Raw genomic sequence first — 26183 nt, 5'->3', positions numbered from 1 at the left:
TGTCATCATGATATATCATTATGACATATTATCATCACGAATGTTGGAAGTCAATATGTGGCAATATCCCGGATCCGAAATATAGAGCAAAATGAAAGGGCACCCGATTGGGCGCCCTTGGATCTCTTTATTTTTCACATACCATCAATCCGTTATGATCCGGATCGTAGAAAATGAAGAATCGAACGCCCAATCTTTCTTCAATGCCTCGTTCAACTTGAGCACCTTTGGAGATGACGTATTCGTGAGCTGCTTCGATATCAACGGTTTCGATAATCGCAACTGGATTCACTCTAAGATCCAATTGCAACCGCTCATAAAAGACGCGTGGCGACTGGCATAAACGATTGTCATCAATGAGCAAATGGGCGCCCCGGTCCATACGAATGAGCGGCAATTCATGGATCCAAGCGTCCGTCTCTGCCTTGCGATCCAAAAACGTTTCGTACCATCCTATGCTTTCCGTAAGCTGTTCGGCGTGTACAATCACTCTGCTGATGCGATTCAACAAGGCATGCGCCGGCTTGGGACGATCGGATTCCGGTGCTCGATGCGCTTTGCAGACCATGATTGAATTGATATTGAAGAAAGAGACTTCGTCCAATCTTTGGATATCTGTTATAAATCCATGAGGAAGCGTCTCGCAAAAGGCTCGCGACTCATCCACACGCTGCGTATCAAACATGATGGTCGGGGGAAATCCCCAAGCATTGCTATCTAATATCATGTCGGTTCCATCAAAATCAAAATAATAGATTCCCCCTCCATCCTGTCTCGGAACGATCGGTTGTTCAAGCAGGTCGGCATACCACTCGGTGGAACGCTTCAAATTGCTTACAGGCAAAAAAACGGCTGGCATAAACGGCAAAATCGGATGTTGCATGGTGTGACTCCTCCTTGATTATTAGTTGGATCCAACTAATAGACACAGCCGGTCCAAATTTTCTATCAAAATTAACGGATAAGGGATTCCAATAGGCATATCCCTTCCTTCTCTGCCTCCAATGCCGTGAGCAGTCCTGAACGTATGGAACTTAATCGGTTGGCATTGCTGCCTCCATATCCGAATGGAAAGGATGGGTAGATCCCTTCAAATGCTTCGCTCACACTCCGAAAGCATAAAGAAGCTTCTTCTAACTTCAATTGACTTTCTGCTCTCTCCGCCTTTTCCGACAACCTTTGCAAGTATAAAGCCCCTTGCTTCCGCGCTTCAGCTAAAATGGCTACCTTATAAGCATGTCCTTGAAGGTCAAGGCGTCCATTTTCAACGGCTTCCATCCATTGAGCATACCCTTGAAGACCAAACGCAAATCCGCTAAGTTGTGGTTCCTTTCCTTTACAGCAATTGACGATTGATGTTAGAGTTTCTTGCTCTGACGCTGGTAGGGTTACACGCCCGCGAATCGTTGCGACGAAAAGAGCAGGTTCCTCGCAAGTGCGTCCTAGTTGCTCATATCGGAAAGTATGATGACTTTGATAACTTGTGTAAGAGATCGTACGCTCCTCGTCGTTATATCCGTAAACAAAACCAAATTGATTTCGATTCAAATTCCATATGATCGCGGGCAAGCCACGGTCTATCGAATCTTGAATCATAGACAGGACGGTTATTTGATGTTCCGGAGAGGTTGTGCGTTCAGGTCTGCCGAAGCATCTTCCGCTTATCCCCAAGCTTTCGAATGCACATTGCGTCACATAACTCCAATCAAACGTGGAAATTCCTCTCCAGTTGCAATTCTGGGGTATATTCATTCGGAAAGCGTCGCCTGTCATACCCATTATGTCCGTCAGCGTCCAATCAGGCTCTCCTGCTATCCGAAGCAGCTCCCAAATCAGAAGAGAAAGGAGCGCATATGGGCGTCTAACAACAGGTGCCGGTAGTTGGCGATAAGGCGATATCCCAAGACGTCTTCTGTTCATAAGATGGCGCTGAATTTCACGGCTGTATCGTTCATCGTTCGCTTTTACCCTTGAACGTGAAAGTATATTGTAGACATTGCTTTTCTTCATGTTGAACTGCGCGGCTAATTCGTCGGGTGTCGCCTCCTCTAACGCATGCGACAATATCATGGAACGAGCCTTCTTGGGGAGCGGCTTAAGCGCATCCTGCAAGATGTCTTTTCCATCTTCAATTTGCTGTATGTATTCCAAAGGGTCATCTTCAAATTTCTGATTTCTTTCGCTAAGCCCAACAGGATCAGGAATGTCCTTCATAAGTAACGTGCGATTAGACAACCCGCGTATATGATTCATGGCCGTTCGGCGTACAATTTGGCGAAACCATGCCGGAAACTTAGCGGGATCTTGCAAATGATGAATTTTATCTCTCATCTGCAGGAACGACTCTTGAACGACATCCTCCGATAAGTAGGAGTCGCGTACAATCTGTAATGCCCAACCCTGTGCTTGACCGCTAAAGGAATGGAATATCTTTTGAAAGGCTTCTAGATCTCCGCGTTGCATGTTTGATACCGCTTCTACCCATTGCTTAGGTTCCATTGTGGTTCACCTGCAATCCAAGAATCGTGCAAGAATATATCCAATCTTAATCAGTTCGGTAAAATCATCCATATTCCTCCAAGAAGAAGGCCATCCTTTGCAGGATGGCCTCGAGGTTTCGACGATCGTATCCGTTAGTAGGCTTCTTTCAGCAGTCGGGCGGCTAGAGCGGAAACCCAACCGAAGGCGACCATCCCGGCTACGCCCATGATAATCCCGACCCAAATGTTGATCCCCATACCCGCAACAATTAGTAAGGGTGCGAGAATCGAAGCCGAAAGGCAGTAGACTCTCCAACCCCGTTCGCCTTGTACGCGGAATCGACGGGAGAATACGACCATTGCCGCAATCAGGCAGATAAAGGACGCGAAGAATGCCATGGAATGGAGCGCCGCGTGACCGCTCATGGATGTCGGCATACCTTCAGGGGCACCTGAAGGAAATCCAAGGCCGGGGTCGGGCTTAAATAAGCCTGCCATGATCATGCCGATCCCATAAACGCCAATCAGCCATAAGCCTGCCCTGCCTGTTCCTCTCATGAGTAATCCCCGTGCCCCAATGGCTGCCAATACGGCCAGCAATCCCGTGACGATAAAATTAGCGCTTTGAATCCATCCCAAGTCGCCCAAAGTGAGGGTGCTGATGGCATGACGCTTGATATCGAATTCTGTACGGGTGATTACCTGTACGATTGCAATGATAAAGAACAGCGGCGCGGAGATGACTCCTCCAAGCAATAATAACCTGGTTACGTTCATGTTTTTCATTGAAACCCTTCCCTTCTGATGATCGCTTCTTTCTTGCTTCTATCATGACGACGAACCACTGACGGTTAAATCGACACGTCCGGAAAAATGAATTTCGCGATACGCGATGAAACGGGGCTCCAATAAAAAAACCGCCCCATAAAGGGCGGCAGATACTGGTGCCACAAAAATTAATGTCCCATCGGTATGACGTTCGCCTGATGATCTGATTGTCCAGCCTCCGGTTCGACTTTGGGCTTTCGCAAAATCAGCGCAAGTACGGCGCCTGCGACGGCGAGGCATGCCGCGAATAAGAACGTATCCGCGAACGCCGTGGTCATGTCTACTACTTTGTCGCCTTTGGACGTTGCCATATAATGCGTGATTCGCGAGGAATAGTAACCGGTCAGACCCGCGACGGCGAAGGAAACGAAAACCTGCTGAGAAGCTGTCGTGAGCGAAGTGACCCGGCTGACCAGTCTCTGCGGCGCCGATTTGAGAATATGCGTATTGATCGGCATCATCGATAGCCCCATGCCCGAACCCATCAGCATATACGCTCCGATCACGTAGTACTTGCTTGTGTCGACGGTAATTTGGGACAGCATGAACAAGCCGCTTCCAACCAGACATAGACCGATAATCGCGAGAATTCTCGCTCCGATCTTGTCGAACAGTTTTCCGCCGATCGGCATGAACAACCCGGCCATGATAACTTGGGGAATGCTCATCAATCCTGATTCCATCGGGGAGAAGCCTTTCACGGTCTGCAAATACATCGGAACGAGCAGGAATGACCCGAACAACGCCATCGCCGATAGCCAAAAGACGAGAATGCCCCGCGTGAAGTCGGAAGAGCCGAAAACGCGTAGCTCCAAGAGCGGCTGCCTGTGGCGGAGCTCGGTGACAATGAACAGGATCAAAGCAACGCCCCCGACGATCAAGCCCGTGACCGTTTGCATGGAGCCCCAGTCTTTGCCGCCTTCGCTTACGGCATAGGCTAGCGATGCGAAGGTGATCGGGGCAAGCACCATGCCGAATACGTCAAGAGCGGGCACCGTTTTTTGCTCGAATTTGGGCAAATATTTGATGCCGATCAGCAGCGCGATGATTCCAATCGGCAAGTTGATCAGGAAAATCCAGTGCCAGCTGGCATACTCGACCAGGAACCCCGACAAAGTCGGACCGACGGCAGGCGCCAGCATCATCGGAACGCCGAGCACCCCCATGATGGAGCCTTGTTTGCCGGGAGGAGCGAGCCGGAAGATCATCGCCATGCCGATCGGGGAGACCATCCCCCCGCCCAAGCCCTGAATAATGCGGTACAGAATGAGTTGCTCCGGCGTTTGGGCTATCGAACAGAGCAAGGAACCCAATGTGAACAAGACAAGGGTGATCAGAAAGATTTGTTTGGCTCCGTACCGGTCCGTCAGCCAACCGGCCAAGGGGATAACGGCGGATAGCGCAAGGGTGTACGCCGTGACCGCCCATTGCATGGTAGATACTGAAGTGCCGAAGTAATGAATCAAGTTCGGCATGGCCACGTTGACGACCGTGCTGTCGAGAATGACCATAATCATGCCCACGACAACGGCCATGACCGGGCCGATGATGGTTTTGATCGAAAAGGGACGTTCAACTGAAGCCGATGAGACGGCGGATTGCGTAGTCATCCTTAACCTCTCTTCCTTCTCTTTTAAAATAAAAACGGCCGAAAATCCTACGTTTCGTCCGGAATCCGAACGGTTGTCAATTTATCAGGGTTGCGAACCACGTCAATCGCCACGATTCGTTGGTTATCGATGGTGATGGACACGACCGATAGCACACCGTCGGAACCACGTACGACGAAGCCCGGCACGCCGTTGACGAGAGCCATCCTGATCCGCAGGGGAACCCCCTTCGTAAATACGAGCAACCCATGCGCCACAGCCTCTGCCCCTTGGATGACGCGCGGTGACGTGCGGACCTTGCCGCCGCCGTCGCTTCGACATACCACCTGGGGATCGAGCATGTGGGCGAGCCTTTCCAGGTCGCCACCTTGGCAGGCTGCCGCGAATGCGCTGACGAGCTCCCGCTGCTCCGCCTGCGTTGGCGCGAATCGCGGTCGGCCGCTCTCGACATGCTGACGCGCGCGGGAGGCGAGCTGGCGAACCGCCGCAGGAGAACGACCCACGACTCCGGCAATCTCGTCGAAGGAAAGCCCGAACACGTCATGCAGCAAGAACGCGGTCCGCTCCGCCGCCGTCAATCGCTCGAGCACGACCATCAGCGCCATGCTGACCGATTCGTCCATCGCCATATGTTCGTAGGGATCTTCCGGGCCGACATCTTCGACCAGCGGCTCAGGCAGCCACGTGCCGACATAGTGCTCCCGGCGGGCGCGGGCGCTGCTCAGCGCATTGAGCGCCAGCCGGCCGACGGTCGTCGTCAGGAATGCCGACAGGTTGCGAATCCCTGCCGGATCCTTCATTCGCTGCACCCGCAGCCATGCCTCCTGCACGCAGTCCTCCGCTTCGGTAACGGAACCGACAATCGCATAAGCTACCCGCAGCAGTCGAGACCTTTGCGCTTCGAATGCCTGTAACAACGCCATGTTCTCATTTGGATTGGGAATATCCGCTTTTCCGTATGACTCGTTCATCGTTAACGTTCCCCCGTTCCCGCTCCATCGGCGACTTGCCGCGAATATCTGGACGTTCTTGATGTTCCGGCGCACTTCGGCTGGATCGCGATCTTCATATCGTTCCTCCCCACTCCTGTGATCCTTTACACCTTAAAGACCGCGCAGCAAGCTGAAGTGTGACATGGATTTCATCACAGGGTGAGATTATTGCTCCGAAAAATTTCGCCTTAGATGGGATGCGGTTCGGCGTATCCTATCCAAGGCGATATTTCAGGGCACCTACGATGGCGCCCAAAAGAACCTTACCCGATGCTACAATAGAGCCTCCTCCTGCCGTTCTCGTTTGGGTGCTCCTTTTTCTTTTATCCCTTTTGAGTTAAAGAATATAATTTTGATTACAATACAGGCAAGGGCCAATACAATAAACAGCAGGCCACTCCACAAGGTCCCTTTCACGCCTAAAAAATCAATAAACATCCCGCCGGCTCCCGAACCGATGAACACGCCAAGATTGATAAAAGAAATATACAGTCCGGCAGCAAATTCAGGCGCTTCGGGAGCCTCGGATGTGATCCATATCTGCGTTATAATGAGGCCGCTGGTATGAACCGCTCCCCACAAGACCATGATCAGAATAAGAGATACTAAAGACGACGTTTCGCCTAGGGCAAGCAAAAAGTAAGAGAACGCTAATAAGATCGGTTGGAACACAGTCGTTCTCGCCATGTTGATTCCAAGCCATCTCCCCGCGAGCAAGTTGCCGGCTACTCCCCCGACGCCGAATACGACAAGCATGACACTGACGGTCTCTCCGTTCACACCCATCACTTGTTCTAAATATTCGGCAGAATAACTATAGACTGAAAACATCGCCGCAAATATGAAAATGGCAGCGCCAATATTGATCCAAAGGGGAATTTTACGCAATATCCCGAGCTGACTCCCATAAGTTACTTTCTCCGCTTTCGGCGTTTTCGGAAGCATTATGGCGATCCCGATACCGGCGGCGATGTTGACAAGGGAACAGAATAGAAAAGCGGCCTCGAACGAGAATTGATGCTGGATATAGGTTGTGATCGGAATTCCAAGCACCATGCCCATACTGGTCCCGACAAATGCTTTGGCGGAGGCTTGCGTCGCTTTTTCCTTCGCATACAGTGAAATAGCCGTGACAAAGGCTAAAGAAAAATAGACGGGATGGAACAAAGCCGGAATCATGCGAAGCGCTAGCAAAACATAAAAATTCGGAGCGTAAGCTGACAACAAACTGCTCCCGGCAAAAATGATCAGGCATGTTACCAACACCGTTTTGCGGTTCAGTTTGGAAAGCAGCAATACCATAAAGGGACCAAATAACGCGATGACAATCGCAAACGCGCCAACGAGCATCCCGGCCTGGGATGTACTGATGCCGTAGCGTTCAATGATGGCCGGCAGGATCCCGACAACGCCAAATTCAATGGTGTATACGCCAAATAGCCCAAGCGCAATGAAAAATATAGGGTTAACGGTCTTTTTGACGGAACTGAATTGAACCAACTTCTCCACTCCCTTGTATAAAAGAGCCTGGTCCGGATCATACCGTACTAGGCTCTTAAACGAATCTTTATGGCTTGATTCCGTCATAAACGGCTTTGCAGAGATCGACGGTAAACTGGCCCGACATGCCTTCCAGAGCGGTATTGGTAAATGCCACAACGCTGAGCTTCCGCGCAGGATCAACGAACCACGAATGGCCATAGGTCCCGCCCATCCGCCAGGTGCCCGGCGATTCCGGCGTGTCTGCGGCGACAGGATCCTGAAGCAGCGTAAATCCAAGACCAAAGCCTCTGCCCGGCCAATAAGCCATCGGCAGATCGCCGATCTGGTTGGTCGTCATTTCGCGTACCAGCCGCTCAGGCAGCAGCGGCGTTCCTCCCTTGCGCAATGCTTCCAGCAGCCGCAAAAAGTCACTTGCGCTTCCGACCATGCCGGCTCCGCCGGAAGGAAAAGCCGATTCGTCAAGCGCCCGTCCAGGGGCAAGCCGGAAGCCCGCCGTGCCTTCCAAGAATGCCAGGCTGTCGGGATCATACAAAGGCCGCGGCAGAGGAACATCATTGGCATAAGCAGTGGTCAGTCGTTCCGGGTCAACGGCAGTAAACCCGGTGTCATTCATGCCAAGCGGTTGAAGCACCAAAGAATGAACGGCTTCTTGAAGCGGCACGTCAGCAACCTTGGCGATAACGGCGCCCAGCACATCTGTCGCGATCGAATATTTCCACTGCGTGCCTGGCGTGTAGAGGAGCGGAACGGAGGCAATACGGCGCAGATTCTCTTCCAATGTGATGCCGGCCTGGTCCATCCCATCCGACACCCCTGCACGGTGATAGGGACCATTCTCTTCCTGAAAGAAACGGTAAGTCAGCCCCGCCGTGTGCGTCATTAAATGCCGAATCGTGAGCTCCGCGATTTCGCCATTTGGCAAACGCGGCCGAAAGGATGGAAGCCATCGATCAACGCGGTCGTCCAGTTGAAGCCGGCCTTGCGATAGGAGTACCATGGCAGCCGTTGAAACGATCGGTTTCGTTACGGAGGCAAGCCTGAACAAGGCATTTTCTTGCATCGGAATGTTCCTCTCACGGTCGGCAAAACCGGCAACACCGTTATAAACCAGCACTCCGTCTACCGCCACCTTAACAACAGCGCCAACCAGCCGATGATCGGCAAGCGTATGCTCGATAACTTCATCCACGCTTTTATCCAAATTGTTATTCATCTTTCGCCACCCTTTCTCAATAGTCAAAGTCTTGATCACTTTACTATTGTGAGTTTATTATAATTATTAAGTTTAGTGATTTGCATAAAGCATTGAAGTTACATCTACCCTAAAACAAAGGAAATCGAGTTTGTTGATGAGGAAATCCTTAAAATTAAAGGAGCCAAGTTTGATGGACCATATCGATAAGCAAATCCTGTATTATCTTCAAAGCCAGGCGAGAATTTCAATGACGGAATTAGGCAAGTGTGTCAGGTTATCGCAACCCGCAGTAACGGAGAGAGTAAGGCGCATGGAGGAAAACGGAACCATTGAGGAGTACCGCACCATGATTTCCCCTGAAAAAGTCGGGAAACAGGCAGCGGCCTACATTCTGTTTCATACAAGGGAGTGTCATGCATTCCTCGATTTTTGCCGCTCATCTCCCGATGTCATCGAATGCCATCGCATAAGTGGAGAACACAACTATTTATTGAAAGTCATGACTGAATCCACACGATCGCTCGAAGAGTTCGGAAACCAATGCGATAAATACGGGACCTACACCATCCTCATCGTGATGTCATCACCAATCGAGACAAAGTTTCTTATCCCTTCGCTGGAAGAGGCAAGCGTACTTGCCGAGTCAAATTAATGCTGCTCGGGAACGCAAAAAGGAATCCGGATTTCCGGATTCCTGGCAATGAGATGATTTACTTGTGCCTCGACCCGGCCAAGCTAACTTTTCACGATCTGCACAAAAGGCCGACGATTCGGTGCCGAGGCACTTCGAAAAGTCGGCTATTTTATCTTTTACCTTAGCCACCAAACCATCCCTAACACTTGGTCTGGAAATTCGCTTTCCCTTCCAAAACGTCCTCCAGGAATTTTTTCGACTTCCTCAACTGCTTCTGAATGTCTTCAATTTCTTTGATTTTCTGCTCCACCACTTTTTTCTTTTCCTCGTAGGATAAATGAAGTTGTTGATTGACCAGCAAACTTAACTCTTCTATAGAAAATTCCACGGACAAAAGTGCCTTCACATCGTTTAAATATTCGACAATCTCTTCAGAGTAAATCCGATAATTGTTCGCATCTCTTTGAACAAATACGTCCGGAATGAGGTTTTTGCGTTCATAGAATCTCAAGGTGGATATCGGCAGACCCGTTAATTTGGAAACGTCATTTATTTTCATTATACGACCTCTCCTTGCCCCTCTTGCTATAAACCTAAGTTTATAGTTCATAATGCGTTTAGGATAACGAATGACATACGCCATGTCAAAAAAATAAGGTTATCCAAAGGAGAGATTCTATGTTCAACCATATCCAAAATAACGATTTCGCCAGCATCGTCAAGGAACGACGTTCCGTTCGCCATTATGATGAGAACTTTAAAATATCGAAAGAAGAGATGAACGAAATGATTGCGGAAGCCAGCTTGGCTCCGTCCTCTGCCAATATGCAGCCTTGGCGCGTAGTCGTGGTCGACACGCCGGAAGGAAAAGAGAAGCTAAGGCCTCTTGTGCGGTTCAATACGTTGCAAAACGACACTTCATCGGCCATGCTGTTAATTTTCGGCGATACCCAAAGCTACTTGAATGCTGAAGAAATCTACAATACGGCAGTGGAACAAGGGAAAATGCCGGCTGAAGTACGAGACAACCAACTCAAAACCATCCTATCGATGTTCCCGGCTCTCCCCCAAGAAATAAAAGTTGAAGTGGCAAAAGTCGATAGCAGCCTTTTTGCCATGCAATTCATGCTGGTAGCTCGTGCGCATGGATATGATACGAACCCCATGGCAGGCTTTGAAGTCGATCAGGTAGCCAAAGCGTTTGATTTGGATGAAGAACGCTATGCTCCGGTAATGATGATCTCCATCGGAAAAGCCAAGGTAGACGGGTATGAATCCGTTCGATTAAGCTCGGACAAGATTACATTTTGGAGGTAACCTTCAAAATAACGATGATTAGCTTGCTTCCGATTGCATCAAAATATTCGGCTGACGGGAAGCGATCGGTTCATTAAATACAAACAACGGCAGCTACGGACATTTTCTCGTCCATCGCTGCCGCTGTTTCTTTACGAGCTTGCATAGATCTTCTTCCACTCTTCCCAGGCCTGCAGGTACTGGGGAAAATCTTCCGGATGAAAGCGCAGGCATGTCGACATCCTTCTATATAGTTCAAGGATCATGTCTCGGGACAACAGCCTGATGTCGACTTTTTTCCCTTCCTCTACCCGTCGCACAGCATGAAGCAATAGGGGAAGGGTAAGCTCATCCGGAGACGAGCAGAAGGCATATAGCAAGTCGTATCGTTTGCATCCCATGACCGGAATCGGATCGATGACCCCCGTCAGCCCATTGTCGGTGAAAAGAAAGTTATGGACGCCGAAATCGCCGTGCAGCACATAGAGATCTCCGCGGTCCGTGACGCCAGAACGTTCCCGACTTAACGCCGTAGCCAATCTGTGATCTTCCTCGCCGAGCTGTCCGCCGATGAAGGACGCCGCATATCGGATCGAATCCACCGCATGTTCGGGTGCCTCAATCGACTTATATGCGTCGTACGACTCCGGGTGGACATAATGGGCAAGAATCCCGTCCACAAGCTCAGCCATTAACTTTTGCTTATTCCCGCGGACATAGCGAGTGCTGCCCGGAATAAAATCATAAACGAAATAACGAAGTGCCGGGTCAACGTAAAGGACCGTAGGTAGAAGCTCAATGCCCGGATACAGGGAAAGAAATCGTGTCTACCGGCTGTGAAAGAAACCCCAGCTCTATGACTTCATCGATAAATGCTTGCAGCATATCGATACTCCTTCTTTACAAGCGTTCATTAATTTTCATCAGTATTTCCTTTAAGGTTTGCTTTTCCTCTGCGGTAAGGGCTTGGACGATTTCGTCCTCCACGCTTTGGAAGGAGTCATGAAAGTCTTCAATCAATTCAACGGCTTTGGGCAAAACATATATATTTTTTTGCCGTTCATTATTGGCAGGGATCTTACGCTCTATAAATCCTCTTTTCTCAAGACCCTGAAGCATGTTTGTAATACTGGCTCCTCGCACATGAAACCGATCGGCAAGGTCCCTTTGAATTATATTTTTATCTTGGTTTTCGTAGATATAGTCGATTATTTTCCCTTGCTGGGCGTTTAAACCCAACTCTTTGATGCTCTCGTCCGCTCTTTTCTTTAACTTAAGGCCGATAATCTGAAACAAATCCAGATAAGGCGTATCCTTGCGGGGCTTCATGATCGTACCTCCTCAAATTATTAGAAGGCTAACTGTCTGTAAATAAACTATACAAAAAACCAGCATACACGTCAAATGAATCTTAGCTTGTTGACAGTTAGTGTTCTAACTTTTATACTCCTAATTGATCATGATACCACGCTAGGGAGGAATAAGAATGAAGAATGCAACTCCATACGCTCCGTTAGAAAAAGTGACTGCTATTACGAATGCGCGTATTTTCGATGGGGAAAAAGTGATCGAGTCCAGGAGCATTGTCATCAAAGGAGAAACCATTATTGCGGTGGGCGGCGACATTCCGGCGAATGCAACGATCATCGATGCCGAGAATGCGACATTATTGCCCGGCTTGATTGATGCGCATGTCCACACTTCCATCGGCGGATTACGGGATGCCTTACAATTCGGCGTGACGACAGAACTCGAGATGAACGGCGATTTTACGGAAAGAGGACGCGCGATCCAATTGAAAAATGTGGATGACGTCGCCGATGTCCGCTCCGCAGGCACGGCGATCACCGCCCCGGGTGGTCATCCGGATGAATTGCTGCCAGATGGGGATGAGATTCCGGAATTCGTGTTAAAGGAATTGGAGAAGCTATCGAAGGAAGACCGGGAAGCTATGCTGGCCGCCTACGCCCACGATCACGAAGAAGTGCCGCAAGTAACGACGGTGGAAGAAGCGATCAAACATGTGCATGCCCAGATAGAGAATGGCGCCGACTATATCAAAATCATGATTGAAGAAGGAACCGTCATGGGTGCCCCTGGCCTGCCTGTTCTAAGCGATGAGATTCTACAAGCAGCCGTGGCAGAAGCCCATAAGTTCGATAAAGTCGTCATCGCCCACGTCTTGACCGCTCATTCTTCGCAAACCGCCATCGATCTTGGAGTGGATGGATTGGGCCACCTGTTTATCGACAGGCCCGAGTACACGTCGGAGTTAGTGCAATCCATCGTCGATTCTGGCGCATTTGTTACACCGTGCTTGGTGTTAAACTCCTCCATTCTTGGAAACCCCGCATCGGAATTGGCGAATGACCCGCGTGTTTATTCCAAATTAAGTCCGGAATGGATCGATATTTTGAACGCCAGCTTCAATACTTTCCCGCAAGGCAATATGGAAAATAGCTTCAAAAACGTGATGGATCTTCACCATGCCGGAGTGGATATTCTGGTCGGGACGAATGTCGCCCCCGTTCCCGTTCCGAATCTTGGCGGCCTTGCTCATGGAGCCAGCGTGCATCATGAATTGCAATTGCTGGTTATGGCCGGGTTCACGCCGATAGAAGCGCTTCAGTCGGCCACCTCGAAACCGGCTCGTCGGTTCGGTCTTCATGATCGTGGCCGAATTGCCGAAGGGGCGCGCGCTGACCTGGTGCTGGTCAATGGCGATCCGACAACCCATATCTCGGATACCCTATCCATTCAAGCCGTATGGTTCAAAGGGGTGCAAAGATTAAGCAAACCATTTTGATTAGTCGAAAATGGCGCAAGGAGCATGCCACGGCATGCTCCCGCCCTAAGATATAAGCGATCCAAGGCCGGGTCGCATTCAGCCGCGTATTTTTATGCGGCTTTCATCACTTTACAGTTATATAACCATATGGTAATATAAAAGTCATTAAGGCTAATCTTGATAGTCGGAGGGATCATGTGGACGGAAAGGTTTTACAGATGGATGGTCACCGTATCGTTAGTTTCGAGCGTTTCTTGAAGCATCCGGTGGAAAAAGTATGGAGGGCTATATCAAATCCGGAGCAAATGTCCAAATGGTTAACCGTGAATTCGGAGATGGAATTGAAGGTAGAAGGTCAGCTTGCGTTTCGGTGGGAGAACGGAGATGTCGTTGAGGGGAAGTTCACCAAAATCGACCCGCCGTACGAACTGGAGTACACATGGCTGGAGCAAACTTCAGGATACTCCTTGGTGCGATGGAGACTGAAAAACGAAGTTGGGGGTTGTCGTCTTCATCTGACGCATACCTTCTACGAGTCCGCCGTTGTTCCCGATTTTTTGGCAGGCTGGCATGTGCATCTGGATGTACTGGATGTCGTCCTGAATGAACAGTTTACCCGTTTCCCTTGGGAACGCGTGAAAGAAATGCGCAAGAAATATGCATCTATTATGACTTGACAAGAGGAGGAAGAATAAGATGGAGACACTTTCTATTCACCATCGTACGTTTATAAATGCGACGCCGGATAAAGTGTATGAGGCAGTTGCAACGGGAGCAGGTTGGGATGCGTGGTTTACGCAAGGCACGACCGTCGACGCGAGACCGGGCGGATCGATTCATTTTCGGTTCATCGATTTCGGACCTGACCATATTACGCTTGAGGATGGCGGAACGGTGCTGGAAACGGTCCCCGGAGAGAAGTTCGTCTATCAGTGGACACCGGGCGAATCGACGACGACGATTTCCTTCCAGCTGACGAAACTGGGCGAAGGGACTTTGGTTTCATTAGTGGAGTCGGGCTACAAGCGGACCGACACGGACTTGAAGGCGTTCGCCGATTGCGCGGTCGGATGGGGAGAAGCATTGACTCTGCTCAAATATTACCTGGAGCATGGGGTTACGTACGGCGTCGTTCCGAGGCATCAAATGGAGAAGCCGATGACAGAGCAATACACGAAGCGAACGGACAACTTCGTGAAATCCCGCCAATGAGCTGGAGTACAGACAATGACAACTAGAAGCGTTTTTGAAGTTTTGGCAGAGCCGCACAGACGAACTATCCTGGACTTGCTTCGCATTCGTGAGCGTTCGGTGGGAGAGCTTGTGGACATTTGTCAGTTAAGTCAACCGGGAGTTTCCAAGCATCTTCGAATCATGCGGGAAGCCGGTTTGGTTGCAGTACGATCGGTTTCTCAAAAAAGCATCTATTCCATTCGTCCGGAGCCGCTTCAGGAAATCGATCAATGGCTGGAGTCGTATCGACACTTCTGGTCCGGGAAGCTTGATGATCTTGAGGCCTTTCTTGATCATGAAGAATAGAAAATATGGAGAAGCGATCGTTCATTCCATACAAACAGCGGCAGCTTCGGACTTTATTTTCTCGTCCATGGCTGCCGCTGTTTCTTTCCTTTCATCGGCGAAGATGCGCCTTCTGTATTCATGCCCTTTCGCTCGAACCCAGGCCCTCATCGACAATGGTTTGTCTCAGCAGGCGAATGAATTGCTGCGCCGCAAAGCCGATATATTTCTCTTTATGATAGACAAGCCCAATCTGCCTGCGGACAGACGGATTCTCAATTTTGATCATTCTGAGCTGATCATGGCCCCACATGTGAAGCAGCGTTTTCGATAATATCGATACGCCCGCCTCCGCCTGCACAAGATTAAGGATGGACTCCGTCGCATCGGTTTCAATAATCGGGCGAAGCGGCGCATCTATCAGCTTGAAGGCTGCCTCAATCTGCTGGCGGCACTTATAATTTTTCGGAAAAAGGATGAACGGCTCCTCCTTGATCTGTTCCAATCGGATCGTTTGCTGATCCGCCAGGGAATGCCGGTGCGAGACGGTCAAATACAAATCCTCCTCATATAAAGGAACAATCGTCAGCCGCTCATCATGGATCGGGACAATCGTTAGAGCGATATCGATTTCATTTTGAATGATGCCGTCTACCATATCATCCTTGCCAACTACTGTAAGCTGAATATTCGGGTATTGCTGATGAAAGGTAAACAGCAAGGTAGACACAAACTGGTTAAGCTCCCCTTTCAGTACGCCGATCGATAGCTTCCCGCCCTTCACCTCCTGAAGCTCTTGAATTTCCGCCATGGCGCTCTGGATGCTCTGGAAGATATGCGTACCGTGCCGGAACAAAATTTGGCCCGCCTCCGTCAAGGCGGTCTTCTTGCCGATCCGGTCGAACAGCGGCATCCCAATCTCGATTTCCAGCGCCTTGATCTGATGGCTCAGCGTCGGCTGGGTTACCCCCAATTGCTCGGACGCACGGGTGAAGTGCAGCTCCTTGCATACGGCCATAAAATATTCCAATTGTCTAATCTCCATCTATATGTCCCCCTAAACTGCAGTATTTCCAGGCTGATGACACTCCCTATTGGCATGACGAGACCAGAAAAAACACCCAATATTTTGGATGTTCTTTCTGATCTCGTCCTTATTCCGTCCAAGGCGAATGCAGAACACAATCGCAAAAGTTTGTTCTCTGGAAGCCCGGCATCAGCAAAGCGCACACATCGGCCTTGATGTTGCCGAAGGTGGTCTCCGGTTTATGCTTGAAGCCTTCGAGGAATGCAGGCAATATCTTGTGCTTGAAGTGATCTCTTGGGAACGCCGTCACAACCTGCTCCCGAATATCCTCGGTGAGACTGTCAAAATTCTCTCCCATTACATCGTAGCCGACACCGGAATAAATCAGCGCAACCTCAGGCTCTTTATACTGGGCAATCCCGATCGTCGTATGAAGAGCTACTGCATCCCATACCAGTTGGATCGACTCAGCCGAAACCCCATGCGACTGAAGATAGCTGCGAGCGGCATTCGCGCCATCCACCTCGAAGCGTTTGTCCGGGCTGCTGTAATGCTTGGTCAGACCTAAATCATGGAATAAAGCACTGATGTAAAGCAGCTCGGAATCAAATTTGACCCCGGCATTTTTTCCTTGAAGGGCGCCAAACAAAAATACGCGGTGGGAATGGTTCCACAATAAATCATTACCGTGCTCGCGAAGCAGTTCGGCTGCCCCCGCTGCCAATTTGCTGTCCGGAATTTTGATATCTGCGACGATACTGCTCATACCTTCATCCTCCTTGGGGTTTCATTTTGCTTGCACCTTGATTGTATAGCGCGGAGGAATTATTGATCAATATTATCATTTTTATGATAACAATAGATATCGTGCATAATAAAGGATTCTATCGGCGAAAATAGGGGAGAGAACAAACACCGCTTTCTACAATGCGGAATATACAAATGCATAGGCACTTATCCCACGCATGCTTATTCTGATCGATACCCCTGATCCTGTAAACTTGGCGAATCGGAATAGGCACAAAAGGAGTGTTTCAGGTTGGTGGAAAATGCATCTCACTACTTTGCCCGCGGCAACACAGCGCACGGAGCCCATTTCTTGTATCAATCCGCCTTTGATGGGCTGAACAAGATCTTCGTCCTTACGGGTCCCCAGGGTACGGGGAAATCGACGGTCATTCGCTGTTTGGCGGATAGCCTGCTGGATCAAGGCCAGCATGTGCAATGCTTCCACTCCCCACTCCGACCCGACGAACTGGATGGCATCATTCTAACGGAATTGAAGGTTGGTATTATCGATGGGCGCGTCTGCGGGGGAATTCCGGATAACGAGGCCGGAGAAATTGTCTTGATCCATTTCGGGGAAGCGCTTGATAACAGTCTTATTTCACTTGGACATTCCAGGACGATCGAAGATCTTAGTGGCAAGCTTGCCAGTGCTTATTCAAAAGCGTATGAAGCGTTCTTAACCGCATTGCGGATTCATGACGAATGGGAAAAATATTATATCGAAAGCATGGATTTCGCGAAGGCCGGCCAGGTTGCGCAGGATTTGATTCAAGAGTTGTACGCTGGTCATGAAAGCGATACGCCAACCGTTGGGCGTCACTTGTTTTTCGGAGCTGCGACGCCGAAGGGGGCATTCGATTTTATTCAAAGCTTGACCGCTCAGCTGGATAGACGGATTTTCATCAAAGGAAGGCCGGGATCCGGAAAATCGACACTGCTAAAAAAGCTTGCCACGGCTGCCGAAGAGAAAGGAATCGAAGTTCAAGTGTTTCATTGCGGCTTTGATCCCAACAGCCTAGATATGTTGATATTCCCGAAGCTCCGAACGGCGATCTTCGACAGCACCGCCCCTCATGAATACTTTCCTGATCGGGACGGGGATGAAATCCTGGATATGTACACGCTTACTATGGCTCCTGGCACAGATGAAGCCTTTGCAGCCGAAATAGCCGCTATTAAAGAACGTTATTCGGCAAAAATGAAAGAGGCCACCTCCCTTTTGGCGGAAGCCGAGGCCATCGATTCTCAAATTAAGGCCTACTATGTTGCGGCCACCAATTTTTCGATCGTGGAGGGACTCCAACAGCAATTACAGTCCGAATTGAATGAACTGATCGGCTCTGTGCAGCTTTCAAAATAAAGCTACAATCCAAAAGCGTTCTGTCCCAGACTGGGCTCAGCTGTCTTATGAAAGCTGAGCCCACTTTATTTCTCCCAAAGCTCGACCAGTCGACCTTCAGGAAAGTCTAGGATACACCGACCGTCCCGCTAGTTAAGACTTCTGACTTGCAAACTTAAACTTTCCTTCTAACTCCTTGGGTACCTCCATCCCCTGATGGAATAATCTTAATCTTTATATATCGTGATATAAATAAGACTGCCGAGACTTTCTCGACAGTCTGAGGCGGTCTATTCGACCACCACTCATTTACGTATCATCATTTCCCCAGAAACCGGTCATTCAATCGATCTAATGAATGGCCACATCCTTTATTGCGTTAGAAAAAGAACCCTGTAGACAGAATGATTACCAACAGAATGAAGAGAACCAGCGTGAACGCAGAAAAGCTACCTGTACCATAAGTTCCGCCTCCGTAACCCATAGGAATCACCTCCACATAAGAATTGTGATTTGTCATCACCGTATAACATATGGTTCGTCCACTTTGTTGGACAGGGCTTCAACACAACCTGCGTTAAATAGTGCTAACATCTAAATTTTTCTGCTTGGAGTCGATTTGCGCATAATAAAGCGGTGAATTGACCCATTCTAAGGGGCGTTGATTGCTTCAATATTCTCCTTTAATGACGAAGAACGAACCTCGAATTGTCCCAGCCAGTTTGGACTTCTGTCTTGCAAATTTGAACTTCTTCTCTTCCAGCTCCTCAGGTACTTCCATCCCCTCGGATAGCTTAAATCCAACCGCCCGCTTCTTAGGATCATCCACCGTATACATGACGTTGACCGCTAGACCATCCTCATAAAAGACGAAGGCCCATTTGATATTTTCTACTTGAAAACGCGATGTTTCTAGAGGTCTGGCCGCAAACTCAATGCCACGTTCTTCTTTCAAAACTCGTTTCACATAATCAAGCGTCTCCTGGCTTTCGCTGGCTGGTACGACCGTAAATTCGTGCTTGTATTTGTTCATGAAGTAACGGGCTTCATTCGCACGCATACCAGCTAGCGCTTCTGCTATTGGTGAAGATTCCAGACCAACCGTAGACACATTTTTAAAGTCAACGATAGGGGACATTCCACATTCCTCCTGCTGATCTCGTTTACTTTTCCACAACCGGAATCCACATTTCGCCATATACGAAGCCGTCTCGCTGCCCCATCTCAACCGTTGCATTGGGCCCGCCAACATAGGCGTAATTATCGGCTGCTGGCAAGACTTGACCAAAGGCAATGCCAGTAAGCATACTACTCAACTCATCAGCCGACTTCCCTTCGCCTTTAACGACGAGGTATTGTCCCTTAGGGAATTGGATCACTCTGTGTTCTTCCGGTATCGATGAATCTGTCATGACGCCAGCATAATACATCATCTTGTGATTTACCGCTTCGTTTACGGCAAAAATATAGTCGTTCGCAGCAATAGCCTTTAACGTGTCAAGCCTTCCATCCTGCTCCACTGCCCGCCAAAAGTTTTCCTTCTCCTTGTTCATGCCGGCATAATCCGTGTAATCGCTCTTCAGCTCCGTTCCAATACCAAGTACGATAAAGCTATCTTTTTCCTCAAAGGTATGCGTCGCCATCATCCCAGCTCCTTTTTTTGAATGGATCAATTGATTTGTTTTTTCACTTGATAAGTCAATAATAACTATAAATCATGTCAGAATGTGATACTTTTTAGAGGGCCGATGAAAAAAATCAATACCCACTAAAGTCTGCGGCTTTTCGGACGCAGCGCCCAGGAGGCGATGCCAAGCGCGGCATAGAAAAGCGGAAGAATAATATGGAATCCATAATCGCCGTAATCATTAGCGAACACGTGGGATAAGGCCGCACCCGTCATTAGAAAAAAGATACCGCTATACGCCCATTCCTTAAGCCGGGGGAAACCTGGCATTACGATCGCAATGATTCCAAGCAATTTCCAAGTTCCGAGAATGTTGGTGATATATAACGGGAAACCAATATCGGTCACTAAATCGACATTACCCCCATATCGCATCAATTGCCCGACACCACTTAATGCAATAGAGAATGCGAGAATGATTGTGACGGTCCAATAAGCGGCCATCCTTCCAATAGGGCGGGATTCTACATTCGCGATCTTTTCATTACCGATAATCGTACTCATTCCCATTCCTCCTTTGATCTCGTTTACTTCTTCACAACCGGAATCCACATTTCGCCATATACAAGGCCTTCTCGCTGCCCCATCTCAACCGTTGCATTGGGCCCGCCGACATAGGCGAAGTTATCGGCTTCCGGCAAGACTTGACCAAAGGCAATGCCAGTAAGCATTCTACTCAACTCATCGGCCGTCTTCCCTTCGCCTTTAATGACGAGGTATTGTCCCTTAGGGAATTGGATCACTCTATGTTCTTCCGGTACCGATGCTTCTGTCATGACGCCGGCATAATACATCCTCTTGCGGTTTACCAATTCGTTCACAGCAAAGATGTAGTCGTTCGCAGCGACAGCCTTTAAAGCGTCAAGCCTTCCATCCTGCTCCACTGTCCGCCAAAAGTTTTCCTTCTCCTTGTTCATGCCGGCATAGTCCGTGTAATCGCTCATCAGTTCCGTTCCAATACCTAGAACGATAAAGCTGTCTTTTTCCTCAAGGGTATACATTGCCATCATCCAAGCTCCTTTTTTTTTGAATTGATCAAGTAATTTGTTTTTCCACTTGATGGGTTTATAATAACCATAAATCATGTCAAAATATGATACTGTTTAGAGGGCCCGATGAAAAAAGTAGAACGGATTAACATCATTATGCGGTACATCAACAACCGCGCCCATTTTACCATTTCGGAAATCATGCATGAGTTTAACATCTCCCGTTCGACGGCGATTAGAGATATCAGGGAAATTGAAGCGATGGGAATGCCTCTAGTCGCCGAAGTCGGGAGGGACGGTGGTTATTTTGTGATGAACAACTCCGTCCTGCCCACTGTCCGCTTTACCGATAATGAGATTAAAGCTCTTTTTATCGCCTTCATGGCCACACGAAATCTACAACTCCCTTATCTCAAGAGTCGCCACTCTTTAGCGGAAAAATTGCTCGGCCTCATCTCTGAAAACCAGCAAGATGATCTTGTTCTGTTAAATCAAATCTTGCTCTTCGAAGGTACCAACCCCCACAATCCTGACCTGCTTGATCTATCAGATCTGCCCCATCCTATGTTAGAACAACTCATCCAAATCCTTCTTGTAGACAGCTACTTAGTGGTTTCCGTCGAAGAAGGAAGGGAAACAAAGTCTTATCCCATCTATCTCATGCGCCTATTTCGTGAAAAGAGCTCTTGGCAAATTGAAGGCTTCGACCTAGGGGAGGAAAAGAGGCGGATTATTCCTGTCGACAATCTCATCGATGTCAAACCATACCCCGAGAAAAAAAGAATAAGTAAGAAGAAGATTGTAGAACAACTAAGCAAGCAGGAAGAAGCCATCAACCTAGTCCTCGAGCTTGGTCCCAAGGCGATTGCCCAGTTCAAAAAGTACCATCCATTAAAAATTACAATTTCATACACGAATCCTTATCAAACTACGGCTATTTTAAAGACTTTCATCAATGTTCATCATCCGGATGAATTGGCCGAAATAACAAATTGGCTACTTTTCTTAGGTGGAGATAACAAGGTCAGGGAGATACCGAAAGAAGTCGTAGAAGGATTACGGGAGAGAGTGGATGTTTTAGGGAACAAGTAATTGACCATACCTACCGCCTGTAAAGCTCATCGAAGCCAGCAAGCCTGGGTTAACCGAGTTTTAAACAAAGCTCAATCAAGCAATCATCGAAACTTTCATAAAATATACACGGAAAGCCACCGAAGTATGGTGGCCTTATATCAATGCTTCAACTATCGTTCCCTGCTACTTGAATAATTCGTTTCTGAATCTGACCATCGTCTGTTTGGAAAAATCCCCACAGAAAAAGGGCCGGCTCACGATGTTATCATGAAACCGGTGCTAATTCGATCGTTTCCACATATACGTTCAAATGGAGTCTCTGTTAGGAAGCCCCGTTAATTGATGAAATGGAGCTGCTTTAACAACCGTTCCAAGAACACCGCCGCTTCCACCCGGGTCGTATACGCCAAGGGTGCAAATTGATCAGCGCTGCGCCCCTGGGCCTACTCAGTCCTATTGGGTACTGTGGGACTCCGGCTGGTTGCTATTCAGGAAGCGCGTGTCAATTGCGACGAGCCGTTCGCTCTATGCCATCAGCAGTTACTTTGTATAGTTGGTGCGGCAGGTCGTGTCCCATGCCGTCAACCAACATTAGCTCGGCGCCCGGGATGGCAGAAGCCGTGTCCTCGCCACACGCCGGGACGAACAGGGGATCGTCCACCCCATGAATGACAAGTGCTGGTACTTTTATGGTCGCCAGCCGCGGACGACGGTCGCCGGAGACAGCGATCGCAGCAATTTGTCGTCCGACACTGCCTGGATCGTAGGCTCGCTGGACTTCCTCCAGAATGAGCGCCCGATAAGCGTCCTCTTCAAACGGATAGCCGGTGCCGGCGATGCGTTTGGCAAAAGAGAGGCTGTGCGCCAAAAATCCTGCTTCATCCTCAAAGGGGTTCGGCGCCGGTTTAGTCATCATCGCCATGACATCCGGGGAAGCTTGCGGAAGGGTGGGATTACCGGAACTAGACATAATGGAGGTGAGTGATAAGACCCGTTCAGGGTACTCACTGGCTGCAATCTGGGCGATCATTCCGCCCATCGACCTGCCAACGAAATGTGCCCGGTCAATTGAAAGGGCGTCGAGCAGTCCGATAGCGTCGTTGGACATGTCATCGAGAGTGTAAGGGATATCCGGTCGCTGTCCTGACATGAGCGCAGTCGCCAGTGCGTCAAAATCCAGCGCCCGATAATGGCTAAAGTGTGTCGAGCAACCTACGTCGCGATTGTCAAAGCGGATTACGCGAAAGCCCCGCGCTGCTAATATCCGACAAAACGGAACCGTCCATCGAATCATCTGGGTTCCAAGCCCGGCGATTAGGATAATAGCCTCGTCATTTTCGTTACCGAAACTGTCATAGGCCAAATCAACGCCGTTGACTTTCAGAATATTCATGATCATGTTCTCCTTCAATTAATTCGGTATCGGAAGTTCTGCCATAGGCAGAAGGCGTGAATCTTCGATCGCTGCAGTCCGATGCCCGATGCGTTGCGATGGTTCGATGTAACGAATAGATTCAAACGCTGTCATAGCGGCTCCTTTCGTAGTTCCTTTTTAATTCTTTACGCCTCCAAATGCTTTCATTCATAAGTTCTCTTCAGGGAATGCATTAGCGGCTAATCTTTTGACATGGTTTCTGATATCAGGTGCCCAGTCATCGATGAAGTGGTAAAAACGATCCAAATCACCAGCATACAGTGCCCGCAGAGCTTCTTCGTATTGATGGAAGTTCCCGGCCATAGCTGTCATAAAGTTAAATGTTGCTTCTTGTGACTCTCGGATATTGCTCTGTTTTTCTCCAGCACGGCGAGCCTCATCAATGAGTTTTCGTAATGTTACCGACGCCCCTCCAGGTTGACTCTTGAGCCATTCCCAATGCCGTGGCAATAACGTAACCTCTCCGGAAACAACCCCCAGCTTGGGGCGACCGACCCGCCGTGTAGGCTGGTGATTCACTTCCGTACCGGGCAAGTCACCAAACTGTTCTCCTAATCGTTTGAGCACATCATCTGTCTTTCCACGAAAATCAACATCTACCGGCTTCCCCGTGGAATCGTCAAATAAAAGCAACTGTGTGAGGTCTCTGTCATCCAGAGCATCCTTCACTGTAGTAACAACGTGCTGTAACGAACCACTGGCGACGACTCCCACACCCAAAAATGCCGTGCAGTAAAAGCGCGTTAGGGCATTACTCATGCTGACCTCCTCTCTGATTGTCTCACCAATTATACCCGGATAAAAATAAATAATCAATATTACCCGGGTAAAATGTATTTTCTCGTTCGTTATGGAGGGAATAAATGCAAAAGGCACGGCCTAAGAGGAACCGCGCTGTTGAGGGCTAGTGTTTGCTTTATCCGCAAGAATTCGAGCTTTACGCCGCTGGCGTCTCCGCACGACATCTACGTATAAAAAATAGATTTATTTATTGTAGATCACTGGCATTTTACAGACCCAACGCTTCCATAGCAAGGGGTCTGTGGCCAGTTCCGCCATGAAGTGGCCTACATTCCTTCTGCTTGTTTTACCCTGATTGAATAATGGGCTTCTGACCAGGGAACTTGTTACTTCATAGGGGCTTACTTCGTCATCATTCACTAATGTGTCCGGTCTTACGGCAATCCAACTGATATTCTCATCTTCTTTTCCCAAATCGTCAACCAAGTAGTCGGCCGCCATTACATTGTCGCGATGCGGGGGCAGAAGCAAGCTCAATACAGAGAAGAGCACCCTCTCCCCCCAGGAATGCGACTCCCCTTCTGAGTGATTCGTATAGCCCGTCGTACTCATAAGGATCAGTTTTATTTTGTGTTCGGACCTTTTCACAGTTTCGCTTACTTTTTTAACCGCATCCGAAACCAAATCGCGGGGTTTTCCGAACATTCCCTTGAGAGTAGGGGTGTGGCCAAGACAAGAGATCACGACGCTACAATCGCTCAGCAGTTGATTCAGTTCGGATCGATCAAGTTCGCTTATGTTCCCTTTCACAATCTCAACGAATGAACTTTTCTCAATGTCAGGATCAAGAACGGCTGTTTTTCGGATAAGTACCCTGGTGTGAATGTTACGGTTAATCAATTCCCAGACAACTTGCCGACCGGTGGTTCCACTTGCTCCAAGCACAACGATTTTCATACGTTCTTCCCCTATCCTCTCAGCTTTTTTCGTAAACATGGAATCCTCTTATCATCAGAAATAAAGCCAGAACCAATTCGCAAAAAGCCGTTGGCGCATTTAAGAGCAGATAGGCCGGACTTGTGACCGTAATCTTGTTCGCTAATAGAATCAACGTAGCGGCAAGTGTACAGGCGGAACCTATTATCCCCCATACCGCCAGCCATCTTGGAACCCACCCATTTATAAAGAGGCAATAATACAGAATCAGACTGCCGATGCTCCACGGCAAGATCATGCCAATATGATTAACGAAATCCCTGCCTTGCCGAAGCCATTCGACATTCCGTTCAAAGATAACTTCGTTTACATGAGTGGCCGATGCTGCACTTTGGCTGATTTCCACTAAAAGAGGAAGAAAACCGATTCCGAGAAACAGAAAACCTGCCCCTATCATTTTAAAAGCGACAAATCCTGTTACTAATCGCTCGCTGTGAGGCTTAAGAATGGAATAAAACAATACGGTTATGGCAACATATGCTACAGCCATTGCCGCTTGAAAGAAAGCCGCTATCAACACTTGCTTCTCGAGATCAGGCAACTGTTCAAAGTAATCCGGACGTTCTAATACAGGTACGGAGCTAAAGATACCGAATACGAAGCTGCATATAAGGAGCAGCCCAAGGTGGATCGCCGTTCTTCTATTTGCTTTAATAGCCATTCACTCCCCGATATGATCAATGCGCTTATTTGCATCATATCGGTTCCTGCTATAACCCGGTAGCTACTAAAGTAGGGTAAGAAAAGGCCTCGACATTGTCTATAAGAACAAAGCTGCGACCACTCCAAGACGGGCATTTCCCTCTAGAGCAACCCGATCTCTCGAGCACGCGCAATCGCTTCCGTGCGCCTTTTCACCTGCAATTTTTCAAAAATACTGCGATTATATCCTTTAACCGTGCTTATAGCCAGGAAAAGGCGATCCCCTATTTCCTGATTGGAAAGACCTTTTGCGATCAACTGCAAAACATCCCATTCTCACTCGGTTAGCGGCTCCATGAAAAGCTCGGACGGGGGAGGATTGCTGCTGTCAAGAGTAACGTCGAGCAGGTGACTCTCCTCACGCAGATGGGCCAAAAGCTTCCCCGGCGTGTGTTTACTCGTGTCCTTGGCTTGTTCTTGTTTTCTTGCCATCATGTTCACCCTCGTATTGGAATGCTGTATAACCGTACACAAAAGCTCACCAGCAGCGCAAGGAGAAGCGTGCTCAAACCAAAGTAGAGATTACTCAGGAACTTGCGGACCAGGAAAACCCGAAGCGC

The 26183-nt window shown here is 48.8% G+C and carries 30 protein-coding genes and 1 pseudogene; 8 read left to right on the top strand and 23 right to left on the bottom strand.

The genetic code is table 11. The features are described from left to right. Window positions 1–127: 127 nt before the first annotated feature. The 7 genes from H7C19_RS14135 to H7C19_RS14105 all read right to left on the bottom strand — a co-directional run bounded on the left by H7C19_RS14135 (window position 128) and on the right by H7C19_RS14105 (window position 8626). A complete protein-coding gene (locus tag H7C19_RS14135; protein WP_185143308.1) occupies window positions 128–883 on the bottom strand; it encodes a VOC family protein in 756 nt (251 codons plus the stop codon). Between the two features lie 71 nt (window positions 884–954). Further along, window positions 955–2499 (bottom strand): RNA polymerase sigma factor, encoded by a 1545-nt coding sequence (locus H7C19_RS14130; RefSeq protein WP_185143307.1) that lies wholly within the window; start codon window positions 2497–2499, stop codon window positions 955–957. A 134-nt stretch (window positions 2500–2633) separates the two neighbouring features. Further along, a complete protein-coding gene (locus H7C19_RS14125; protein WP_185143306.1) occupies window positions 2634–3266 on the bottom strand; it encodes a DUF998 domain-containing protein in 633 nt (210 codons plus the stop codon). 170 nt (window positions 3267–3436) lie between these two features. After that, the gene (locus tag H7C19_RS14120; protein WP_246469505.1) at window positions 3437–4843 is read right to left on the bottom strand and encodes an MDR family MFS transporter; all 1407 of its coding nucleotides are present in this window, start codon (window positions 4841–4843) and stop codon (window positions 3437–3439) included. A gap of 122 nt (window positions 4844–4965) precedes the next feature. Next, on the bottom strand, window positions 4966–5889 hold the full coding sequence (sigJ, locus tag H7C19_RS14115) for an RNA polymerase sigma factor SigJ (RefSeq protein WP_185143304.1): 924 nt from the start codon (window positions 5887–5889) through the stop codon (window positions 4966–4968). Window positions 5890–6183: 294 nt separating this feature from the next. Continuing rightward, window positions 6184–7419 carry an MFS transporter gene (locus tag H7C19_RS14110; RefSeq protein ID WP_313731638.1) on the bottom strand — a complete coding sequence of 412 codons (1236 nt, stop codon included), beginning with the start codon at window positions 7417–7419 and terminating at the stop codon, window positions 6184–6186. A gap of 58 nt (window positions 7420–7477) precedes the next feature. Further along, window positions 7478–8626, bottom strand: a complete 1149-nt coding sequence (locus H7C19_RS14105; RefSeq protein ID WP_185143303.1) for a serine hydrolase domain-containing protein — start codon at window positions 8624–8626, stop codon at window positions 7478–7480. A gap of 172 nt (window positions 8627–8798) precedes the next feature. Here H7C19_RS14105 and H7C19_RS14100 point away from each other — a divergent pair, with 172 nt between their 5' ends. Beyond that, window positions 8799–9260, top strand: a complete 462-nt coding sequence (locus H7C19_RS14100) for an Lrp/AsnC family transcriptional regulator (protein WP_185143302.1) — start codon at window positions 8799–8801, stop codon at window positions 9258–9260. A gap of 181 nt (window positions 9261–9441) precedes the next feature. Here the strand turns inward: H7C19_RS14100 and H7C19_RS14095 are convergent, their stop codons facing one another. Beyond that, entirely contained in the window at window positions 9442–9801 is a 360-nt protein-coding gene (locus H7C19_RS14095; RefSeq protein ID WP_185143301.1) for a MerR family transcriptional regulator, read from the bottom strand. 119 nt (window positions 9802–9920) lie between these two features. Here H7C19_RS14095 and H7C19_RS14090 point away from each other — a divergent pair, with 119 nt between their 5' ends. Further along, window positions 9921–10559 carry a nitroreductase family protein gene (locus tag H7C19_RS14090; RefSeq protein ID WP_185143300.1) on the top strand — a complete coding sequence of 213 codons (639 nt, stop codon included), beginning with the start codon at window positions 9921–9923 and terminating at the stop codon, window positions 10557–10559. 131 nt (window positions 10560–10690) lie between these two features. On the opposite strand, the gene H7C19_RS14085 is transcribed toward H7C19_RS14090, so the two are convergent. Further along, window positions 10691–11230, bottom strand: a complete 540-nt coding sequence (locus H7C19_RS14085; protein ID WP_185143299.1) for a protein kinase family protein — start codon at window positions 11228–11230, stop codon at window positions 10691–10693. A gap of 208 nt (window positions 11231–11438) precedes the next feature. After that, a complete protein-coding gene (locus H7C19_RS14080; RefSeq protein WP_185143298.1) occupies window positions 11439–11867 on the bottom strand; it encodes a MarR family winged helix-turn-helix transcriptional regulator in 429 nt (142 codons plus the stop codon). A gap of 157 nt (window positions 11868–12024) precedes the next feature. Between H7C19_RS14080 and H7C19_RS14075 the strand changes: the two genes are divergently transcribed. The 4 genes from H7C19_RS14075 to H7C19_RS14060 all read left to right on the top strand — a co-directional run bounded on the left by H7C19_RS14075 (window position 12025) and on the right by H7C19_RS14060 (window position 14865). Beyond that, on the top strand, window positions 12025–13344 hold the full coding sequence (locus H7C19_RS14075) for an amidohydrolase family protein (protein ID WP_185143297.1): 1320 nt from the start codon (window positions 12025–12027) through the stop codon (window positions 13342–13344). Window positions 13345–13523: 179 nt separating this feature from the next. Next, entirely contained in the window at window positions 13524–14003 is a 480-nt protein-coding gene (locus H7C19_RS14070) for an SRPBCC family protein (RefSeq protein WP_185143296.1), read from the top strand. 19 nt (window positions 14004–14022) lie between these two features. After that, the gene (locus H7C19_RS14065) at window positions 14023–14538 is read left to right on the top strand and encodes an SRPBCC family protein (RefSeq protein ID WP_185143295.1); all 516 of its coding nucleotides are present in this window, start codon (window positions 14023–14025) and stop codon (window positions 14536–14538) included. A 15-nt stretch (window positions 14539–14553) separates the two neighbouring features. After that, window positions 14554–14865, top strand: coding sequence for an ArsR/SmtB family transcription factor (locus tag H7C19_RS14060; protein ID WP_185143294.1), 312 nt, complete (start codon window positions 14554–14556; stop codon window positions 14863–14865). A 118-nt stretch (window positions 14866–14983) separates the two neighbouring features. Here the strand turns inward: H7C19_RS14060 and H7C19_RS14055 are convergent, their stop codons facing one another. Both H7C19_RS14055 and H7C19_RS14050 read right to left on the bottom strand, forming a co-directional pair. Beyond that, window positions 14984–15889 (bottom strand): LysR family transcriptional regulator, encoded by a 906-nt coding sequence (locus H7C19_RS14055; RefSeq protein ID WP_185143293.1) that lies wholly within the window; start codon window positions 15887–15889, stop codon window positions 14984–14986. Window positions 15890–15998: 109 nt separating this feature from the next. Next, window positions 15999–16637 (bottom strand): HD domain-containing protein, encoded by a 639-nt coding sequence (locus H7C19_RS14050; protein WP_185143292.1) that lies wholly within the window; start codon window positions 16635–16637, stop codon window positions 15999–16001. A gap of 276 nt (window positions 16638–16913) precedes the next feature. Between H7C19_RS14050 and H7C19_RS14045 the strand changes: the two genes are divergently transcribed. Continuing rightward, on the top strand, window positions 16914–18020 hold the full coding sequence (locus tag H7C19_RS14045; protein ID WP_313731679.1) for a nucleoside-triphosphatase: 1107 nt from the start codon (window positions 16914–16916) through the stop codon (window positions 18018–18020). A gap of 132 nt (window positions 18021–18152) precedes the next feature. Here H7C19_RS14045 and H7C19_RS35915 read toward each other — a convergent pair. From H7C19_RS35915 to H7C19_RS14020, 5 genes and pseudogenes are all read right to left on the bottom strand, one after another. Beyond that, window positions 18153–18215: pseudogene (locus tag H7C19_RS35915) on the bottom strand (DUF8821 family protein); the annotation flags it as partial. Between the two features lie 454 nt (window positions 18216–18669). Then, window positions 18670–19137, bottom strand: coding sequence for a DUF8821 family protein (locus H7C19_RS14035; protein WP_185143290.1), 468 nt, complete (start codon window positions 19135–19137; stop codon window positions 18670–18672). Window positions 19138–19162: 25 nt separating this feature from the next. Further along, window positions 19163–19642 carry a GyrI-like domain-containing protein gene (locus tag H7C19_RS14030; protein WP_185143289.1) on the bottom strand — a complete coding sequence of 160 codons (480 nt, stop codon included), beginning with the start codon at window positions 19640–19642 and terminating at the stop codon, window positions 19163–19165. A gap of 125 nt (window positions 19643–19767) precedes the next feature. Further along, window positions 19768–20190: a DoxX family protein gene (locus H7C19_RS14025; protein ID WP_185143288.1), complete on the bottom strand. Its 423-nt coding sequence runs from the start codon at window positions 20188–20190 to the stop codon at window positions 19768–19770. Between the two features lie 23 nt (window positions 20191–20213). Then, window positions 20214–20693, bottom strand: a complete 480-nt coding sequence (locus H7C19_RS14020) for a GyrI-like domain-containing protein (RefSeq protein WP_185143287.1) — start codon at window positions 20691–20693, stop codon at window positions 20214–20216. A 108-nt stretch (window positions 20694–20801) separates the two neighbouring features. Here H7C19_RS14020 and H7C19_RS14015 point away from each other — a divergent pair, with 108 nt between their 5' ends. Next, window positions 20802–21767, top strand: a complete 966-nt coding sequence (locus H7C19_RS14015; protein ID WP_185143286.1) for a helix-turn-helix transcriptional regulator — start codon at window positions 20802–20804, stop codon at window positions 21765–21767. A 484-nt stretch (window positions 21768–22251) separates the two neighbouring features. On the opposite strand, the gene H7C19_RS14010 is transcribed toward H7C19_RS14015, so the two are convergent. The 6 genes from H7C19_RS14010 to H7C19_RS34765 form a co-directional block, all read right to left on the bottom strand. After that, entirely contained in the window at window positions 22252–23142 is an 891-nt protein-coding gene (locus H7C19_RS14010; RefSeq protein WP_185143285.1) for an alpha/beta fold hydrolase, read from the bottom strand. Window positions 23143–23331: 189 nt separating this feature from the next. Continuing rightward, complete coding sequence (locus tag H7C19_RS14005) at window positions 23332–23943, bottom strand: DUF2239 family protein (protein WP_185143284.1); 612 nt, start codon at window positions 23941–23943, stop codon at window positions 23332–23334. 225 nt (window positions 23944–24168) lie between these two features. Beyond that, a complete protein-coding gene (locus tag H7C19_RS14000) occupies window positions 24169–24882 on the bottom strand; it encodes an SDR family oxidoreductase (RefSeq protein ID WP_185143548.1) in 714 nt (237 codons plus the stop codon). Window positions 24883–24901: 19 nt separating this feature from the next. Continuing rightward, window positions 24902–25582, bottom strand: coding sequence for a DUF4386 domain-containing protein (locus H7C19_RS13995; protein ID WP_185143283.1), 681 nt, complete (start codon window positions 25580–25582; stop codon window positions 24902–24904). Between the two features lie 143 nt (window positions 25583–25725). Beyond that, window positions 25726–25887: a helix-turn-helix transcriptional regulator gene (locus tag H7C19_RS34770; protein WP_376775363.1), complete on the bottom strand. Its 162-nt coding sequence runs from the start codon at window positions 25885–25887 to the stop codon at window positions 25726–25728. A 12-nt stretch (window positions 25888–25899) separates the two neighbouring features. Beyond that, window positions 25900–26055: a hypothetical protein gene (locus H7C19_RS34765; protein WP_246469536.1), complete on the bottom strand. Its 156-nt coding sequence runs from the start codon at window positions 26053–26055 to the stop codon at window positions 25900–25902. Window positions 26056–26183: the final 128 nt, after the last annotated feature.

Origin of the sequence: Cohnella nanjingensis, assembly GCF_014212125.1 — a bacterium.
Lineage (GTDB): Bacteria > Bacillota > Bacilli > Paenibacillales > Paenibacillaceae > Cohnella > Cohnella nanjingensis.
The sequence above is the reverse complement of the archived record's forward strand: the minus strand, read 5'-3'. Positions and strand labels throughout refer to the sequence as shown.